We start from the raw sequence: 18,756 nt of genomic DNA on the forward strand, positions 1-18,756 counted from the left end.
CGTAACTGTTAAGTTTCTCCACAGTTATCTGTCATATATATTTTAAGCCAGCAGCTCCACAATTTTTTTCAACGTATCCTTATCTCCCACATTTCCCGGAAAAATAATGTAAGACAATCCCGGGAACTTACTTTCCGGCCCGGTCTTCCAAACCGGAATCCCCGGCTGCGCCTGCCCCGGCACACTGGCCCTGCGGACTCCAAGGGCTTTTGTCCCCACATCGCTGGAGGTTATTCCCCCTTTTGCGATCAGAAACCGCGGCTTGCGGTGCAGACCGGCAATTACTCCTGTTACGGCATCAGAAATCTCTACGGAAAGCTTCAGCATATCTTCCCTGTCCATTCCTTCCGGCGCCAGGAGTTCCCGGCTGGTGTAAACCACCGCGGTCCTACCCTGCCCCATTACCCGCTCCGCTTCGGCTATTATCCTGTCCCTTTCCCCGGCAAGGCCGCCCTCCTGCAGACAGGCGTCCACTCTGAACTCCAGAAACTCTGCGGGGACACCGGAATCCTTCAACGCCTCCAGCTGCTGCGTTGTCTTTTTTACATGGGAACCAATGAGTACGATGCCTCCATAGTTAGAGGTCTCCCCGCATTTTTCCCCCTTTTCCATTCCCGCATCCACTCCGCCTAACAGCTCCCTGCGCCCCAGCAGAGGCCTGTCGCTTACGTTTCCCAGCACCTTGGGAACCGCCGCTGCGCTGCGGATGATGAATTCCTTTCCTGCCTTTATGGCACGCAGCAGGCAGACGGCAAAGGCTTCCACATCGCTTTGGGCAATGGCATCCACAAACACCGGCCGGAAATTCTCCGCCTGCATAAGAAGCTCAGTAATCTCCGCCAGCTTTTGCTCCCGTAGCAGGGAAAGCGTAATATAAATGCCGTCCTCCTTCCGGTAACGTCCGCCGCTTTTTTCCTCCAGATATTCTCCCAAATGGGAGGCTTTATACCCAAAGGTTTTATCCGCTGCAAATTCCGTCTGTCCGGCAGGCACCAGCCAATCGCCTTCCTTCACATAATGGATGCTGTCAATGGTAAACCGCCCGCCCTCCAGGAAGAAAGGGCACAGTATCTGTCCGTGCACAGACTTCCCGTTCTGTTCCTCAAGCGTTTCCTTAAGCACCTCCGGCTCCAGAGGATAATGCCCACGCAGCGTGGAATCCCCTCTGGAAACAAACAGCAGCTCCTTATGGCAGGCAGCCGCGGCCTTTGCCGACCTTTCTGCAATCAGCCGGTGCTCCTCTTCGGTCTTCTGTGCAGAAAAGCTTCTGGAATTGGTCAGGATGAAAAACATATTGTTTTCCTCCTGTATTCCCTCCATCAGGCTTTCCTGTTCCCAATCTGTATAAACAGATACACCATGAACCGTCTGGACCCCGGTAGGATCATCATCCAGCACCACGATTTTCCGGTGGAAATCCCTTAATTCCTCCAGAAAAAGTCCATGCACCGCCTCCGCATCCGCCCCGGGAAAGGTATCCAGGACCGATATAGGCAGTTTATGATATTGTCCCATTTTATTCCTCCTAATTGTTTTGCCAGGAAAAATGCGAGTCCTCTGGCGTGCAGAGGAATTCTCCTCCTTGTTCTCTCATTTATAATGAACGCACGTCCGTAACCGGCATCCAGATACGCATTTCATCCATTCCACGGTTATCCCATGCAAAGTAGGGAATCATCCTGCCTTTTATCTTTTCATATCCCCGATCCACATAATCCTGATACAGCGCCTGCCTGTCATAGCCATCTTTTCCATCCGTCCTTTTTTTAAGGAAGGTTCCGGTGAGGGCTGTCACAGTTCTCCCGCCAATTTCAAACAGCTCCGGCTGTAAAGAGATATCCGAGGGGATAAAAAGATCATCGATGGTTTCCACCGGTGCATCCATTCCTTCCATACAATACACAAGAGGTCCCCGCTCAACAGCCACCTGGTTTACCGTTTCTTCCACCAGGGAATGGGCACAGGTAAGCCTGGCCTCCATTCCCAGCTCCAGAAGCACCTCCGTTTCCTGGGGCTTATCCACCCAAACGGTCAGATACGTCCCCGCATCCTCCCGTCGAAGCGTCTGAAGGCTGATTTCCCTGCCATTTGTCCTGTTTCCAAGCCGCAGCTTTGCGCTGCGCACCCAGGCCGGAATCCTCAAGTGCAGGGCAAAACCGTTAAGCTCCCTCTGCTGCTCCCTCTCCTTTTCAAAGGTAAAACGCACAGCTCCATCATACGGATATTCCGTCTCCTGAATCAGGATGAAAGCCTCCTCCCCTCTTCCCGGCAGGCTTATCCTTGCCCGGCTCGCGCCGTAAAGAACCGTATATACGCCGCTTTCGTCCAACGCATAGGCATACTCACTCATCTGTGCCATCAGCCTGGCCAGGTTAGGAGGACAGCAATAGCTCAAAATATACTCCGCCCTTTCCTGCCCCCATATAAGCTCATAAGGAAGCTTTTTGGCCCTGCGCAGCATATTTTCATAAAAAAAACGCTTTCCGTCCATACTGACAGCAGCCAGGTTAACATTCAGCAGCATACGTTCCAGCACATCCGCATATTCCGTCTTCTTTTCCAGACAGAACATACGCCACGCCCAATAAACACCGCCGATGGACGCGCAGGTTTCGTTATAGGCCGTGACATTGGGAAGCTGATACTCGTAGCCATAGGCCTGATGAACCAGCTGGTGGCCGAAAAAGTTCCCATAAGGGGAAGCGCCGTTATAAAGCGCGCCGCATCCGCCTGTTATATACAGCTTCTGTGTCACCAGGCTGCGCCACACCTTATGCAGCACCTCCATAAGCTCCGGATCCTCTTCCTCAAGACACAAATCCGCTACACCTGCATACAGATAATTGGCGCGTACCGCATGCCCGATAATCTTATCATGAGCCTTCAGCATAAGGCGATCCTGGTTGTCGTCCATTCCTTCCTTTACAGAATCCCGCAGCATCACTGCTTTCTTTAAAAGAGCCAGATATTCCGGATTCCCTGTGGTCCGGTACAGCTCCGCCAATCCCATATAATGGGAAGGGCACACAGCAGTCTGCACCTCGCCCTTTTCTTCCGCTTCCGCATACAGCCTATTCAGATACTCCGCCGCCTTCTCTGCGATCTCCAGAAAGCTGTCTCTTCCGGTAAGCCGCTTATAAAGACAGGCTGAAGTAAAAAGATGACCGAAATTATAGACCTCAAAATCATTAATGTCCCCCAGCCTGGAAGCCTTTCCGCTTCTTTCTCCGATAATCTGTTTGGTGGATATGTAGCCGTCCGGCTGCTGCGCCCTGCCGATAAGTGCAATATAATCCTCCAGCTGCGCAAGGAGCTCTCTGTTATCCGTCCGCACCGCCGTATAAACAGCCGCTTCCATCCATTTATAGAAATCTCCGTCCCCAAATACGGTTCCGTCAAAATCCCCGTCCGCATCCCCTGCCGCAATTCTGAAATTTTCCAGCACATGGCTGACTTCCCTGCGTTCAAACATATTCTGCAAATGGGGTACCGTGGAACCGGCGCAGGTATCAAAACGCTCCTTATACAGTCCATGCGTCCACTCCACATCGGAAAAAGGAATTCCCTGCAGTCTGGCATTAGGTGATTTTCTGGTATCTGTCAGCATATCTTCCTCCTATAACAAGCCTTTCTTTTCCAGTGCTTTTTTCAGTTCCACGGCTCCGAATCCGGGGCTTGACAGGGTTGTGATTCCATGCTCCCTGCAAATATCCTCTTCCACATAGGCCATGGAGCCCTGCGCCAGAAGGATTACATCCGCTTTCTCCTTAATCTCCGCCGCTTTCTGAAGCAGCAACCTGCGGAAGCTGTCCTGATCAAGGCCGAATGCGCCGTCAATCAGACCATCCACCAGTTCCACTTGACGTCCCATTTCTCTGGCCACACGCAGAACCGTATTCTTCGTAGGCTCAAGCGTGGTGGGAAGCGTTGCCAGCACAGCGATTCTGTTGCCGCGGCGAACCGCCTCCCGGCACATCTCTTCATCAATCCTTACCACCGGGACCCCCAGATAAGCGGCGGCCGCCTGCATACTGTCAGCAACCTCCCCCACGGAGGAGCAGATATTCAGAATTACATCCGCCCCCTGTTTTACCGCGTCCATATACATGGAAATCAGTTCTGCCGCCGCCCTGGGCGTCACATAGCCCGCATCTCTCACCATAGCCAATATCTCCGGATTCTGCAGGCTCAAAAGCTCCGCTTCCTCCCCGATATTTTTTCTTACCTCCCGTTCCACCAGTTCAATCAGCTCCGGTGTGGTACTCGTATAAACAAGTGCTGCTTTCATATGAATAAAACTCCCTTCTTCATTTAACCCTTTATTCCCACGGCCCGCAGAAAAAATACCATACGCTTCCCGTGTATCCCGCAAAGACCGTATACCCCGCCTTCCCCGGCAGGGTATCCGTCTTTCCGGAAACAGTTCCTCATCCGCGCCGTTCTGAGATATCCGTCCTATCATTCATTATAAAAGCAGAAGCCGGCAAAAAATATATGAAATTCTTCAGACTGCCATGTAAATTTTACAGATTCCGCACCCGTTCAGGCAATCGGGCTTCTTTCTTATTTCTTCCAAGCACCTGTACACCCTTTGTTTCACCCTTCGGCCCCACAGAACAATGGCTTAATATCCTTTTCAATAAATTCCATAATATCTTTGGCAGTGGGCTTAAACAGTGCGGCAATGGAAACCACCATCTTATCCGCAGGATTAACATAAATGATATTCCCGCTGTTTCCCATGGCGGCATAACCATTCAATATACCAGTCCACCACAGATATCCGTAAGACAATTTTTCCTTCTCCCAACGGCTGTGTTCCGCTGTGCTCTCCGCCACCCATTCCTCTGAAACAATCTGTCTGCCTTCCCATTTCCCGCCGTCCAGATACAGCTGTCCGATCTTTGCCATGTCCACAGCGGTGAGCGTAAGCCCCCAGCCCGCCGTATTATGTCCTTTTTCGTCCGCAACCCAGCCGCTGGCACAATTCTTTTTTATAAATGCCACGTGCTCCTGCGGAGTATATAAAACAATGTTGGAAGCAACGGCAATATGAAGCGGTTCAAATAAAGCCTCCCTGGCAAAATCAAGCACCGGCTGCCCCGTTGCATTGGAAAGGATCCCTGATAAAATATCCGGCCCTATCATTTCCATATACCGGAATTCACCCGCCGGCTTCCTTCCTCCCAGTAAATCAAGGGCCGCCATCACCCAGTCCTCGCTGGAAAAAAATCTGGTGTACGGCGCCGATCTGAATTTGTACGGGGCCGTCATGGTAAGCAGATTCTTAAGCGTAATCGTCTGTATCGTTTTTTCTCCCCTCTTCACCGTGTAATCCGGGAAAAAATCCAGTACCTTCTGAGCAACGCTCCCAATATATCCCCTGTCAATGGCAATGCCCGCCAATATGGAAACAATGCTCTTTGTCACCGAAAATACATGGATGGTATCATCGGCCCCGCAGCCGTTAAAATAATTTTCATATACCGTCCTGCCGTCTTTCAGAACCACCATGCCCGCAATATTGCCATGCTCCTTTTGAATTTTTTTCTCCAATGCCGTTATCTTTTCTTCATTCATATATCAATCCTCTGTAACCGCCCGGCGCCGGGCAGTTAATTTCTTCTTATTTAATAAATATGTTCTCTATTTTTTTGGCCTGTTATTTTTCGGCATAAACGCCATAGACTTCCTCCTTCCCTGTTTTGAAGGATATCCTTAAAAAGAAGATAAATCGATAAGAAATCAAAATCAATACGTATTAGTAATAAATTTTATATTTTTTATTTTCTTCTTGACACTCCCATTATGTCTGAGTCTATACTTTAACTGTGGAGTGATAGTGCATACAGCTGTTAATCCATTCCGGCGGCTTTCCCGCCTGTCAAAAAAAGAACCTGCTTCCCCTTACATCCCACTAATATAACCTACTAAAGGAGAAAAAATATGACTGAATGCCCGGAATGCTACAGCAACAAAAAAAGAGCAACCCCGCTGCAAAACCCACGGGACTGCCTGGAAAATCATCTGCAATACATCTGCGGTACCTGCGGCAGATGCATTTGCATCAACAAAACGGGAAAAAACGGCTTGCAAAGATGGAATTTCCCCTTTCAATCAGCGGAAACAGCAAAGCTCTACCTGCGGACAGCAGATGCCACCGAAAAAACAAATTGCGGCATATACGAAATCACAGCTTCCAATGGAAGGAAATCCTTTAAGATTTTCAGAGATGAATTTACATTGAAGGAATATCTGGAAAAGAACAGGGGAAAATCCTGTACTGCAATGCGGCCCGTTTACAAAAGGCCTGAATACAGAGAATTTCCCCATACAGAAATCAGAAGGCTCACGGCAGCCGAAGCTGAAGCATATATCAAAGAACAGTCAGCGGGCCTTTAGAAGCCCTGGGCGGCACAAACCGTCTGCAGCTCCTTTACCAGCCTGCACAGATATTCTTCCCCCTGCCCGTCAAACATATGGGTGAAAAGCCCCTCCAGGTTCTCTTCAAAGCAGGCAGGCAGGATATGGCACTGATCCATGCAAAGCCGTATCAGCCGTTTTTCACCGGGATGCGTCATTTCGTTCAATGCAAAAATAACATCAAAGTAGCTTTCCAGAAATGCGGCCGTCCTGTGGTTGATGCTTACCAGATCCCTTCTTTGCCGCGCTTTTTTTATCTGCATGTCATAGGAGGGCAGGACGCCGTTCATCAGCTTCATATTCCGCTGCACAATATTCCTTTTCAGCTCCCGGGGATATTCCACATCGAAGTCTTTCTTCAGCACGGTCAGGCGGCCGGTGCCGTCATAAAGAATCCGGCAGGTCTTCAGGTTATGCCACATACAGGTGGTATAGCCGTTGGAAGCATTCCCTTCCTGTACCACCCAGCGGATACCCGCTGCGAAATCCTCCAGCCTCCGGTAAATAATATCCAAATCCACTCCGTTTCCCAGGGTACAGTTATCCTCCATCTCCCAGAAATAATTGTTGATTTCCATAACCGGACAAAATTCACTCAGTAATTTTTCCCGCTCACAGGCCGGGAATTCTCCCTGCAGATAAACATATACATCATAATCGGATTTTTCATCCGCTTTTCCTGTTGCCCGGGATCCGCCGAGCGCAATCGCTTCCACAGCGGGGCATCCGGCCAGCTTTTCCCAAAGCCGGTTTACATCTGTTTCCGTCATATTTACTCCCATCCGCGCATTTTCCTGCGCTTATCCATTAAAGCCAGGGCTGTTCAATGCAACCAGTATACTACGTATCTGCGATCTTAGCCACTCTTTAAACTGTGAAAATACACCGAAAATTCAAAAGTTACGATTTCTTTAATTTTTCCCCGGACATCTTGCGGAAATCCGCTCCAGGATATAACATAAAATCAGAACAATTAATAACGGCATTCATCTGCCGGAAACCACCTTCCTCAGCAAAGGAGGAGCATCTATGGAAAAAAATACCCCTATAACCGTTCCCGCCCTTACCAGTCTTGCCACCGCGTTCTTACTCAGCGTCACCCTTCTTGGCGGGTGCGGCCTGCCTGCGGATAATGCCGCGGATCCGGTTATTGACGCGGGAACAGCTTCCGGCGCGCAAAGCCAGGATGGCAGCCATGCCGTGTCCGAAACACAAAACGGCGCGCAGACAGATAACGCCGGGCAAAGCTTCGGCGGGAAAGCCCTGTCACAAGAGGACTCGTCTCTTCTGGCCGCCCTGCAGGAGGCTTCGGAAGAAGAGGTTTTACTGTTCGACTGTGCGGATTATGATAATGACGGAGTCCGGGAGGCCTTTGCCTTTACCGGAACCAGGCAGGATGGTTATCTGAAGGGACATATCTGGTTTGCCGGCGCAGGGGGGACGCAGCAGCTGACTCCCAGAAGGCAGACGCCGGATGGCCAAACTGTCGGGGATCAGCCTGAATATTTTCAGGATCGCAGCGCTGTCCTGGAAACTGCCGATGGCCTTTGCTACTGGTACGTGGAAACAGACGGCGCCAGCTCCACCCTCTCCTTTCTTTGGGGAATTCAGGACGGCAGCCCCTACGAAACTGTCCTTTCAGGGAAGGGAATGAACCTGACAAAGGATGGAAATGACAATTTTTTCCTGACCCAAAGCTCCTTCGATGGGGGAACCGACGGCACCGGCCATTCTTATAAGCCCTGCTATTTTTACTATGCCGGCGGCGCTTTTCATGAGTACGGTTCCTGTCCCCTCACCCAGGAGGAATTTCTGGCCCTGGAAGGCGCCGCGGACTGCATTGCCCCTTTCCAGGCAGAGAATTACTGGATACGCGAAATCTGGCTGCGGGGGAATGGTCTCATCCAGGTAAACATGACGGATAATTCACTGAATAAAACCGTTGCCTGCGCTATGGAAGACGGCAGTCTGGCTGTCATATCGGAAAACGACGGGCTGTCAGGCACCTTAATCGGAGAAATCGTCTCAGCGGACTGGTTTGGCGGCCAGAATGCCCTGCAGAGCCTTTGGGATCAGAAAAACAATGGACAGGACGGCCTGTTTGCAGCCCTGCAGCCAAACGAGAATGCATGGTACGATCTGAACGGAGACGGCCTGCCGGAGATGATCTGTTTCAAGACGGACTATGACGAGGAATCGTATCGGTCGGAGGGCATCAGCATTGAGATTGACGGACGCGAGGTTTGGAGTCTGAAGCAGGGAGCCGCAGGATATTATGTCTGGGTAACAGATTTGGACGCGGCCGATGGGAAAAAGGAACTGGTTCTGAAGGGACAGGAAGAAAATGACTGCATTTTCATGCTGAAGCTTCTGTCTTATGAAAATGACGCGCTCAAAGAGCTTGGCGATCTGGCGGAGACCTCCGTCTTAAACGGCACCGGAAATCTTTACCGCATCTCATCCTGGGATGAGGGATATGGAAATTACATAAAAATACCGGGTGACGGCACCCTTTCTGTCTGGGCCGACACACCGGTATTCGTAAATGGTCTTGGATGCTATTACGTAAAGCTTTCCTTCCGCTGCAGCGATAACGGCTTCACTCAGCTACAACAGGACGAATATGAGATGAAAGTCCCCTGGATGTATGGAGAACCCTTTGTCTATACAGCACAGGCGGCGCTGCCCTTCTTTGATTCACCGGAAGATCAGCCTTCCGGGGTACCGTCCTTTATACTGGATCCCGGAGACCAGATGTACTGTCTGGCCCTGGCTCCCTGTACGGAAGAACTCATCTTTGTAAAGATGGAACGCACCGATGGAAGCGAAAAGGGCTGGATGCTCTTTTCTGAAACACAGCTTTTCACGGAACTGCCGGGCTGGGGTTAATCCCCGGCCTGAGGCTTCTGCCTGCTTTTATTCATAACCCTGTTCAAAACATGATACAGATAATCCACATCCACCGGCTTTGTAACAAAGCCGTTCATCCCTGCCGCCGCAGCCGCATCGGCATCTTCCTTAAAGGAATTCGCAGTCATGGCAATAATGGGAATCACCGCCGCATCCGCCCGTTCCAGCTTCCGGATGGCCCTGCATGCTTCCAGCCCGTCCATTACCGGCATCTGGAGATCCATGAGAATCACCTGGAATTCGCCTTCACTGCTGTCGCGGAACATTTTCAACGCCGTTTCGCCATTCTCAGCCCTGCAAACCTGCGCTCCCTTTATCTGCAGCAGCTCCTCTGCAATTTCAGCATTCAGATCATTATCTTCCGCAAGCAATATCCTGATTTCTCCCAGAGACTGCGGCGTTTCCTCTTTTTCCTCTTCCGATTCCAACATGGCAAGCGGAAATTCCACTGTAAAATAGAACTCGCTGCCCTTTCCCTGTTCGCTTTTCAGCTTCAGCTCCCCGCCCATCAGCTTAACAATTGTTTTACTGATGGCAAGGCCCAGGCCGGTTCCCTGGCTCTTGGAATAATTGGTTCCCACCTGTTCAAAAGCCTCAAAAATACGCTTCTGGTTCTTTTCAGAGATACCCTCTCCATTATCGATTACCTGAAAATTGTATTCCGCTTTCCCCTCTTTTTCCCCGGTCTGTCTGATTCGCACTATTACCCTGCCGCCTGCCGGCGTAAATTTGAAGGCATTGGAAATCAGATTCATCAGCACCTGCTTCAGCCGTATGGCATCCCCGGAGAGAATATCATCCTTTATCCCATCCTCCAGGACAAATTCCAACCCTCGTCTGCCTGCCTCCGCAGTCATCATGCTTTTCAGTTCATCCGCCACGCGTCCCATGGAAAAAGGTTCGCTGGTTATTGTCATCATTTCATTCTCTATCCTGCTCATATCCAGGATGTCACTGATAAGATTCAGCAGATAATGGGAGGAGGAACGTATTTTCCCCAGGTTCTCACGGATATTTTCGGGAACGTTCTTCTCCATGCAGGTTAAATCGCTCAATCCCACAATAGCGTTCATTGGCGTACGGATTTCATGGCTCATCCGGGAGAGGAATTCTCCCTTGGCCCGATTGGCCGCCTCTGCCTTTTCCAGGCTGCTGTGCATTTCCGCAGCATGGACCCTGGATCGTGCTACTACAATAACAAGCACCGCCAGCAGGACAAAAATACAGATCGTCACCGCCACCACCATAACAGGATTAGCATAAATCAAATCAATCAAAGAAAACTCACTTACGCCGACGGATATCATGTTTTTATTTACCAGGTTTTCCTTCTGATCGCTTGTCAGACTGTTGAGCGCCTTATTGACGGCAGTCAGCAGTTCCGGCTGGGCCGGGCTCTTCATGGCAAAGCACATATCGTTTCTGTCGTTAATCAGGGAATTCGGGATCACATTGGTAAAATGATGGGATTGTATTTCCTGCTCCATTCTCATGGAAAGATCATAAAAGAAATCAATCTCACCGCTGTTGACTGCCATGAGGCCCTCAGGTACGGTTTTAAAATACCTTACTTCGGCGGCGGCTACTTCCTTAGGCATTTCCCGCCCCTCTATAATACCGCCGACCAGACCTTCCGACGGGTAACTGACCGCCTTATTTCTTACCAGGATATCGTTCAGGGAAGCATAGGAAGCGGAAAGCGCCAGGTCCATCTGTGCGGCTTCCTCTTCGTTTCCCATGAACGCGCCCAGCATATCCGCTTTTCCTTCCTGTACCATAGCCAGTGCCTTCGCATAGCTGTCCGTATACACATACTCAAATTCCAGTCCGGTGAATCCGGCTACGGCACCCAGGACATCTGATATAATACCGTCATGCAGATCATTATCCGTCTGCGCGCAGAACAGAGGATGCCAGTTTTCCACTACCGCAACGGAAACCGTCTTTTTCTGCGCGATATATTCTTTTTCCTCTTCATTCAGGATAATGCCTGCAATGCTGCCGTCCGGAAAATTGGCCTTATAGCGTTCTTCGGCAAAGTTGGGATTGGAATCCATTATTTTCGCCAGCGCCATATTCAGCCCGTCCAGCACCTCCTGGTTTCCCACATTGGTCACAATATAATGAGGCTGGGAGTCATATTCGGTGACAATACGGTAGGTAATGGAATCATCCACATTATTGCCAAGCAGTATATCCACATCCCCTCTGTCCAGATATACATACAGTTTCCCGTCCACAAGCTGTTCGCTGGTGTAATATTTCAGATTGCAGTTAATATTGTTGCTTTCCAGATATACCTTCAGACGCCGGATATTCTCATCCGCACGCTCATATACGCCTATTGTCTTTCCTTCAATACTTTTCAGGTCATAGGCCTTAATGCTCATATCGTCCCGGCGCGCCAGAAGCACTGATTTGGTGTAGCCCGAATTATAATCTGGATAGGCAAAAAACTTTTCAAACTCTTTTCTGTAGTAGGTGCCCCCCATCAGATCAAATTCGCCCGCCAGGAATCTGTCGGTCATACTTTCACTGTCCGTAGGAATATATTCATATTTCCATCCGGTATATTTGGCTATCTCATTCAGATAGTCCACTACTACACCGTGACGGTTGCCTTCCCTGTCGATTTCCGTAAATCCATCCACTTCAGGGAAGGCCACGCGCAGCACCAGTTCCGATTCCGGCTCCTTTGCCTGAATATTTATACAGGGATAAAGCATTTCTATTATGAGAAGCATGACAAGCAGCAGCCATCCTTTATTTCTTCCCGGGAATCTGACAGGCCTTTTCATATTGATATTCCTTCCATTTCACTACATTTCGTTCAGTCTGTGTTTTATATTGTAACACGGATCAGAAATTCTTTCTATCCTTTCTCAAAATATCGTTACTTTTTTTGAAATATAATAGAAAAAAACTGTTATTTTACACTGTTCCTACTCCCTTCCCGGGTCTTTCCTCCATAGCATTCCCTTCCGACAGGTATTGTTTCAGTATCCGTTCCAGCTCATTCAGATCGATCGGTTTTGCCAGGTGGGCGTTCATCCCTGCCCGGCAGGCCGCCTGCACATCCTCTGCAAATGCATTCGCCGTCATGGCTACAATCGGCAGTCTTTTCACATCCCGCCGTTCCAGGGCACGGATTTCCCTGGTTGCCTCATAGCCGTCCATTTCAGGCATCTGGATATCCATCAGTATCAGATCATAGTAACCTTCTTCTGATTCCCGCACCATCCTGACCGCTTCCGCTCCGTCACAGGCCTCCTCAATGACAACGCCGCTTTCTCCCACAAGCTCCCTGGCGATTTCCCGGTTGATTTCATTATCCTCTGCCAGCAAAACCCTTTTGTCCCTGTAATCTGCCTTCCAGCCGGGCCGTACAGGTTCCGTACCTTCCCTGTCTTCACTCAGCTCACTGAGCAGATAACATACTTTGGAACGGTAAAAGGGTTTGGCAAGGAAGGCCGTCACCCCGGCTTCCCTGGCTTCTCCTTCTATTTCCGCCCAGTCATAGGCAGTGAGTATGATGACCGGGATATCAGGCCCCACTTCACTGCGTATACGCCTTGCAGTTTCCACGCCGTCCATATCGGGCATTTTCCAGTCGATGATAACAAGCTGATAAGGGTCCGCCGTATCCCTGGCCTGCACTACCCAGGACACGGCAGTTCTGCCATCCGTCACAAACTCTGCGCGCAGCCCCATATTATCCAGAAGCTCCGCAGCATTTTCGCACGTCTGCCTGTCATCATCCACAATCAGGCTGTGAACGCCGATCCATTCCCCGGGGACCTCCTCAGCCTGGGCATTTTCCGGCTGCATGGGCATAGTTACCGTAAAGACAGAGCCTTTCCCGGGACAGCTTTCCACAAGGATGTCGCCGTTCATCATCTCCACCACATTTTTAGTAATTGCCATTCCCAAACCGGTTCCCGTAATTTTGCTGATAGTGGAATCCTGCGCACGTTCAAAGGGCTGGAACAGCTTTTTCAGGAATTCTTCATTCATTCCCACACCGGTATCCTCACACCGGAAAATATAATTCCCGTATCCCCTGCGCGTACTGTTTTCCTGTCTGACCTCCACCAGAACGCTTCCTCCCTCCGGCGTATATTTCACTGCATTGCTCAGAATATTGATGCAGACCTGACGGATACGGAGAGGATCTCCGATTACTTTTTCGTTTTTCAGCATGGTAAACTGGATTTCCAGATTCAGATGACCGGCATTCGCCTGAGGCCGTACCAGCTCCACCGCATCCGCCACCAGCTCCGCGAAGTTAAAGGGTTCCTCCCTGAGCGACAGCTTTCCGCTTTCGATTTTAGACATATCCAGCACATCATTGATCAGGCTGAGCAGATGCTGGCTGGACAGGCTGATTTTGCGCAGACATTCCACCACACGGTCCCTGTCATCCAGATGGGCCGTGGCGATTGCCGTCATTCCCACAATCGCATTCATAGGCGTCCTGATGTCATGGCTCATATTAGACAGGAACTGGCTCTTGGCGCTGCTTGCCGCCCTCGCGCTGTCCAGCGCGCTCTGAAGCGCCTGCCTGCGCTGCTCTTCCTCATACCGTTGTTCATCATTCCTGCGTGAAATGAGAATGGCCAGCTTATCCTCCGAATATGGATTATCCACATAAATGATCTGCGTGGAGACCCAGTGATACTTCCCGTCCGCCATCAGCTGTTTTGCTTCCAGATAGATTTCATTTTTATCCTGCCCCAGCGCATTCCGCAGGTTTTCCATTAAAAAACGGTTTCTGAATATTTCCTGCGCGTCAGGATACATGGTGGGAAGCATAGCTTCAAACAGTTCAGAGTACGACTTCTGCTTACCCAAATCAACCATAAGATCCGGCTTGACATAGATAAAATTGAGTGTATCCCTGGTAAGGTTTATGCTGATAATCACAGGATAGGCATTGGAAATCGCCCCGACCAGCGTAAGACGCTCCTGAAGCTTCGCCCTTTCCGCCGCTTCCTTGGCCAGCTTTTCCTCCGTAATATCATGAAAGGTTGCGATCAGAACCGGATTTCCGTTAGGATCCTTCATCTTCTCCACTATGACTGATGACCAGAACCAGGTACCATCCTGGCGCATCACCCTGTTTTCAAACCTGTTTTTCCTGTCATTCTCCGCTGTATCCCTGAAAATACCTATCGTCTGCTCATAATCCTCCGGGTGGACGATATCCTTTATGGCTTTGCCTTTGGGCGCGTCGTTTTGCGCATCCTCCGGATATTCAAGCAATCTGAGTCCCTCCCTGTTCAATTGCAGAATGCATAGCGGCTGCTCCTGCGTGATAAGGGCAATCCCTTCCGGCACCGCATTATATAAATGCCCTATGTATTCCGCCTGATTGCCCAGCTTTCTGTCAGTCCTGTTCACATAGCGGACATAGAATGCCACAAGCAGGAAAATCCCAAGAATAATGCTGGCTATCAGCGTCATTGTACGCATCAGGATTTCATTCGTCTGCTTCTCCACCACATTCCTGGGAATGATGGAAATCAGATACCAGTCGGACTGCAGCTTCAGCGGCGTATAGCAGAATACCATCTGCTCCTCCTGATATGCAAATACAGCCCAGCCCGTACGGAAATCTTCCAGGGCCTTGGCAAACTCCCGGATTTTAGTCTCGCTGTTCTGAGTGACCAGAAGCATATCAAACAGGTTCTGGACCGTCTTATTGCTGTTGGGATGGGGCGGACGAATCAGTACGTCCCCGGTTGTATTTATTACATAGGAAAAACCCGCATCATTATAAAATGACAGGGAAAAGCTGTCCACAATATTTTCCACTTCATATTCCTTCACAAGGAACCCCGTCTCACCGTCCCGCAAATCGATCCGGACAAACAGGTCAAATACATTCACCCCTGTGACGCTGCTTATATGCGGATTTATAATCCCATCCTTCTTATTGGTTTTCCAAAGCTGCTTTTGGGCTTCTTCATCCTTCCCCGTCCCTGCCGGTAGAACCCTGCCGTCAGACAGATACAAAGCCGCACCCTGATCCGTCTTTGCATAGCTTTCCAGCGCCAGCTGCAGTTCTTCCTTCTGCTGCGAAGAAAATTCCTTCATATAACCTGCAACGGTCCCCATGGACTGATATTCATCCTCCAGCTGTATACGCAGCGTATTGCAGCCCTGCATTGTGCTTTCGATAATCGTGCTTACCGATTGTTCCCATAGCTGTTTTTTCACTCCCTGCACAAAAAGCAAGGTCATAGTGCTGAGCACAGTGACGACAAAAACAGCAGCCAGAGCGAATTTTATTTTGCTGCCTACGGCCCTCTCTTTTTTCATCACTCCGCTCCCCTTTCTTCACCGGCCTGTTCATCGAGCCAGTCCATCACCGTCTCCTCCGGTTCTCCCGCAAGAAGCTTTTGTACTGCCTGCGCAGTCAGGTTCCATATCGGTACCTCCAGAAATGCATCCGTCCCGATAACGGTCCTGCCCTGCTGATAGCACGGTATCAGAGTCTGTATTTCTTTCACCGATGAAGGCTCCCCTCCCTCCAGCGGACTGAAGGAGGACTGCTGATCTGCAAATTTGCTTATATTTTCAGGCTTTGTAAAAAATTCCACAAATTTCATGGCCTCCTCCTTATGTTCGCTGCCCGCGTTAACACTCAGCCTTGTGTCCGCATTGATTACCAGCAGAGAACCATCCTCCAGTACAGGGTAAGGAATCACCTCAAATAAAAAATCCGGTTTCATCCCGTCCACTCTTCCTGCCGCCCATGCCCCGGTCAGCATAAAAGGGGCTTCCCCTTTGGTAAATTCCTGTAAATCATCGGATGTCTTCCTGGTTTCCACCGTTTTCTTCGCATCCACATACCCCTTATCAATCATTTCTTTTACAAGGAGGAAGCCCGGTTCCAGATAATCGCTCAATGCCTCTTCACCGCTGTTCAGACTGGAAAATACTTCTTTTTCCCTTTTCTCCTGATACAGGGAGTAAAATCCCCTGCCGATTACAAGCGTCTTCAGCGAAATATCATTATTGGCAATCACAGGAGTGATTCCCTGTCCCGCAAAATACTCGCAGGCCGCCATCCATTCTCCCAGATTTTCCGGCACCTTCTGATTATGCTCCTTCAAAAGATCCAGATTGCAGTAAAGCCCGAAAATGGATACGGTGGTTGGCACCCAGTATATCCTGCCGTCCTCCTCCATCTGTCCCCGCATACTCTCCGTAAAATTTGAAATCGTGCCAAGCCCGGATAAATCAGCCACAAGCCCCTGGTTTTTCAGTTCCAGCAAAATATCGTGGTTGACCATAAACACATCATCGCCTTTTCCCGCCGCCATCCGCTTTTCCAGCGCATTATAATATGCATTCCCCTTCAGGCTTTCATAAGATATCCTGATACCCGGATTTTCTTTCATAAAATCCGATATGATCTCTTCTATAATAAGAACGTTCTCCGGTTCATACTTATTTCCAAAAAAGGTAAGCGTAATGCTCTCCCGGTCTGTCTCCTCATAATTCACCACCTGATTGCCGTTCCCGCAGCCCGCCAGAATAAAAATGCATGCCAAAACCGCTGCGCATATATTTGCTGTTCCTTTATTTTTCATTTATCTGTTCCTTTCCTTATGTTTTATGGAACAGAAGTTACATTTTCCCCTCAAACTCTGTCCATGTTTGCATTAGATTATTTTATCACAGAAGTTTTATTTACGCAATCTATACCAAAAGGGACATCTATGCCAAAAGGGACGGCAAAAAGGACCGCAATACCAAAAAGGAGCCTGATACCTGAACGGTATCAGACTCCAAAACGGGAAACATACCCTGACAGGGAAGGCTGCCGATGGTTCCCACCCTGTTTTTCCTTTTATTTTTCAAGTATCCGGCCGTCAGTGGATATCGTTACCACCTGCCAGGGGATAAATTTGCCGCTGTTTTTCAGGGCTGTCACCGCCGCGTGTTCGATACCGCCGCAGCAGGGCACCTCCATCCTTACAATAGTCAGGCTCCTGATGTCATTTTGACGGATGATTTCCGTCAGTTTTTCACTGTAATCCACACTGTCCAGCTTGGGGCAGCCAATAAGGGTCACCTTACCGCGGATAAAATCCTGATGGAAATTGCCGTAAGCATACGCGGTACAATCCGCGGCAACCAGCAGGCTGGCTCCGTCAAAATAAGGGGCATTCACCGGCGCCAGTTTGATCTGTACCGGCCACTGCCGCAGCCGGGAGGGAACAGCCTCCATTGCATGTTCAGGCTGCTGCGTCTCCTGTCTGTCAAGCTCCCTTGCCCTGCTGCCGGGGCAGCCGCCGGAAACAGCCCCGCCCTCTGACTGCATTTTTTTCTTTTTATTTTCCAGGACCGCGCCTTCATCATAGGCAGCCGCCTCCCTCTCCACAAAGGAAATCGCTCCTGTGGGACAGGTGGGAAGGCAATCTCCCAGTCCGTCACAATAATCATCCCTGAGCAATTTTGCCTTGCCATCAACCATTCCGATTGCACCTTCATGGCACGCCGCAGCACAAAGACCGCAGCCATTGCATTTTTCTTCATTAATATGAATAATTTTTCTTACCATAATTCCTGCCTCCTTTTATTACTCCCGGATCGCAGCAGCTTACCTATGGGCCTGTCACGCCGGGAATTCTTAGCTATCACATCGGGAACTCTTTACTTGACTTTCTGGAGTAAGTATAATACAATCCTTCCAACATGTATGTTGTTAAAACAACAAATGGAGGAAATTTTTTTGAATTATAAATTTTTGTCAAAAACTCTGTTATTCCGGGGAAATACGGAAGAAGAAATCAAGGCAATGCTTTCCTGCCTTGGCGCAGAACAGAAGCACTATATAAAAGGAAGCACTGTTTATCATGCCGGCGAACCGGTGGATGCAATCGGACTGGTGCTTTCCGGCCGTGTGCAGATAGAAAATGATGATCATTGGGGGAATAAAAGCCTGCTGGACAGCGTGGGGGAGGGCATGATTTTTGCGGAAACCTATGCCTGCATCCCGGGAGAGCCCATGCAGGTAAGCGTAACTGCCTCGGAAAACTCCGAAATCCTGTTCCTGAACGCCGCCAGAGTGTTGCAAACCTGCCCTGGCGCCTGTGAGTATCACGGCAGGCTGATCCGGAACCTGCTCACCATCTCGGCACAGAAAAATCTGATTCTTTCCCGCAGGATTTTCCATACCTCTCCCAAATCAATCCGCGGAAGGCTTCTGTCCTACCTTTCCTTCCAGGCGTCCTCCCAGGGAAGCAGTGAATTCACGATTCCCTTCAACCGCCAGCAGCTGGCAGATTATCTGAGCGTGGACCGCAGCGCCCTGTCCAATGAGCTGGGTAAAATGCAGAAGGACGGGCTTCTTAAGGTAAACAAGAACCATTTTATCATCCGGGACAATCAGCCGTAGCCGCAGATGCGCAG

At 49.8% G+C, this 18,756-nt stretch carries 12 protein-coding genes; 3 read left to right on the forward strand and 9 right to left on the reverse strand.

What is annotated here, in order from left to right:
* Positions 1-42 precede the first annotated feature (42 nt).
* From DXC51_RS16255 to DXC51_RS16270, 4 genes are all read right to left on the reverse strand, one after another.
* A complete protein-coding gene (locus DXC51_RS16255; protein WP_117544924.1) occupies positions 43-1,515 on the reverse strand; it encodes a four-carbon acid sugar kinase family protein in 1,473 nt (490 codons plus the stop codon).
* Positions 1,516-1,594: 79 nt separating this feature from the next.
* Positions 1,595-3,607: a glycoside hydrolase family 127 protein gene (locus DXC51_RS16260; RefSeq protein ID WP_117544925.1), complete on the reverse strand. Its 2,013-nt coding sequence runs from the start codon at positions 3,605-3,607 to the stop codon at positions 1,595-1,597.
* Positions 3,608-3,616: 9 nt separating this feature from the next.
* Positions 3,617-4,288: an aspartate/glutamate racemase family protein gene (locus DXC51_RS16265; RefSeq protein WP_117544983.1), complete on the reverse strand. Its 672-nt coding sequence runs from the start codon at positions 4,286-4,288 to the stop codon at positions 3,617-3,619.
* Positions 4,289-4,596: 308 nt separating this feature from the next.
* Complete coding sequence (locus tag DXC51_RS16270) at positions 4,597-5,580, reverse strand: serine hydrolase domain-containing protein (RefSeq protein WP_117544926.1); 984 nt, start codon at positions 5,578-5,580, stop codon at positions 4,597-4,599.
* A 366-nt stretch (positions 5,581-5,946) separates the two neighbouring features.
* On the opposite strand from DXC51_RS16270, the gene DXC51_RS16275 reads away from it, so the two are divergent.
* Positions 5,947-6,402, forward strand: coding sequence for a hypothetical protein (locus DXC51_RS16275; RefSeq protein ID WP_117544927.1), 456 nt, complete (start codon positions 5,947-5,949; stop codon positions 6,400-6,402).
* On the opposite strand, the gene DXC51_RS16280 is transcribed toward DXC51_RS16275, so the two are convergent.
* Positions 6,399-7,193, reverse strand: coding sequence for a nucleotidyltransferase domain-containing protein (locus DXC51_RS16280; RefSeq protein ID WP_117544984.1), 795 nt, complete (start codon positions 7,191-7,193; stop codon positions 6,399-6,401). The genes DXC51_RS16275 and DXC51_RS16280 overlap by 4 nt on opposite strands.
* Positions 7,194-7,452: 259 nt before the next feature.
* Between DXC51_RS16280 and DXC51_RS16285 the strand changes: the two genes are divergently transcribed.
* A complete protein-coding gene (locus DXC51_RS16285) occupies positions 7,453-9,312 on the forward strand; it encodes a hypothetical protein (protein WP_117544928.1) in 1,860 nt (619 codons plus the stop codon).
* On the opposite strand, the gene DXC51_RS16290 is transcribed toward DXC51_RS16285, so the two are convergent.
* The 4 genes from DXC51_RS16290 to DXC51_RS16305 form a co-directional block, all read right to left on the reverse strand.
* Positions 9,309-12,131, reverse strand: a complete 2,823-nt coding sequence (locus DXC51_RS16290) for an ATP-binding protein (protein ID WP_117544929.1) — start codon at positions 12,129-12,131, stop codon at positions 9,309-9,311. The genes DXC51_RS16285 and DXC51_RS16290 overlap by 4 nt on opposite strands.
* Positions 12,132-12,264: 133 nt before the next feature.
* Positions 12,265-15,654 carry a response regulator gene (locus DXC51_RS16295; protein ID WP_117544930.1) on the reverse strand — a complete coding sequence of 1,130 codons (3,390 nt, stop codon included), beginning with the start codon at positions 15,652-15,654 and terminating at the stop codon, positions 12,265-12,267.
* Positions 15,654-16,931 carry an ABC transporter substrate-binding protein gene (locus tag DXC51_RS16300; RefSeq protein ID WP_117544931.1) on the reverse strand — a complete coding sequence of 426 codons (1,278 nt, stop codon included), beginning with the start codon at positions 16,929-16,931 and terminating at the stop codon, positions 15,654-15,656. The genes DXC51_RS16295 and DXC51_RS16300 overlap by 1 nt, the downstream gene beginning before the upstream one ends.
* A 260-nt stretch (positions 16,932-17,191) precedes the next feature.
* On the reverse strand, positions 17,192-17,905 hold the full coding sequence (locus DXC51_RS16305) for a 4Fe-4S dicluster domain-containing protein (RefSeq protein WP_117544932.1): 714 nt from the start codon (positions 17,903-17,905) through the stop codon (positions 17,192-17,194).
* A gap of 171 nt (positions 17,906-18,076) precedes the next feature.
* Between DXC51_RS16305 and DXC51_RS16310 the strand changes: the two genes are divergently transcribed.
* Positions 18,077-18,742 (forward strand): Crp/Fnr family transcriptional regulator, encoded by a 666-nt coding sequence (locus DXC51_RS16310; protein ID WP_025489520.1) that lies wholly within the window; start codon positions 18,077-18,079, stop codon positions 18,740-18,742.
* Positions 18,743-18,756: the final 14 nt, after the last annotated feature.

The organism is Eisenbergiella massiliensis, assembly GCF_003435485.1.

Excerpts from the sequence above, each read along its gene's own strand:
- DXC51_RS16300 (WP_117544931.1), bottom strand. The coding sequence starts at position 16,931 with ATGAAAAATAAAGGAACAGCAAATATATGCGCAGCGGTTTTGGCATGC.
- DXC51_RS16290 (WP_117544929.1), bottom strand. The coding sequence starts at position 12,131 with ATGAAAAGGCCTGTCAGATTCCCGGGAAGAAATAAAGGATGGCTGCTG.
- DXC51_RS16285 (WP_117544928.1), top strand. The coding sequence starts at position 7,453 with ATGGAAAAAAATACCCCTATAACCGTTCCCGCCCTTACCAGTCTTGCC.
- DXC51_RS16265 (WP_117544983.1), bottom strand. The coding sequence starts at position 4,288 with ATGAAAGCAGCACTTGTTTATACGAGTACCACACCGGAGCTGATTGAA.
- DXC51_RS16295 (WP_117544930.1), bottom strand. The coding sequence starts at position 15,654 with ATGAAAAAAGAGAGGGCCGTAGGCAGCAAAATAAAATTCGCTCTGGCT.
- DXC51_RS16280 (WP_117544984.1), bottom strand. The coding sequence starts at position 7,193 with ATGACGGAAACAGATGTAAACCGGCTTTGGGAAAAGCTGGCCGGATGC.
- DXC51_RS16275 (WP_117544927.1), top strand. The coding sequence starts at position 5,947 with ATGACTGAATGCCCGGAATGCTACAGCAACAAAAAAAGAGCAACCCCG.
- DXC51_RS16270 (WP_117544926.1), bottom strand. The coding sequence starts at position 5,580 with ATGAATGAAGAAAAGATAACGGCATTGGAGAAAAAAATTCAAAAGGAG.
- DXC51_RS16255 (WP_117544924.1), bottom strand. The coding sequence starts at position 1,515 with ATGGGACAATATCATAAACTGCCTATATCGGTCCTGGATACCTTTCCC.
- DXC51_RS16305 (WP_117544932.1), bottom strand. The coding sequence starts at position 17,905 with ATGGTAAGAAAAATTATTCATATTAATGAAGAAAAATGCAATGGCTGC.
- DXC51_RS16260 (WP_117544925.1), bottom strand. The coding sequence starts at position 3,607 with ATGCTGACAGATACCAGAAAATCACCTAATGCCAGACTGCAGGGAATT.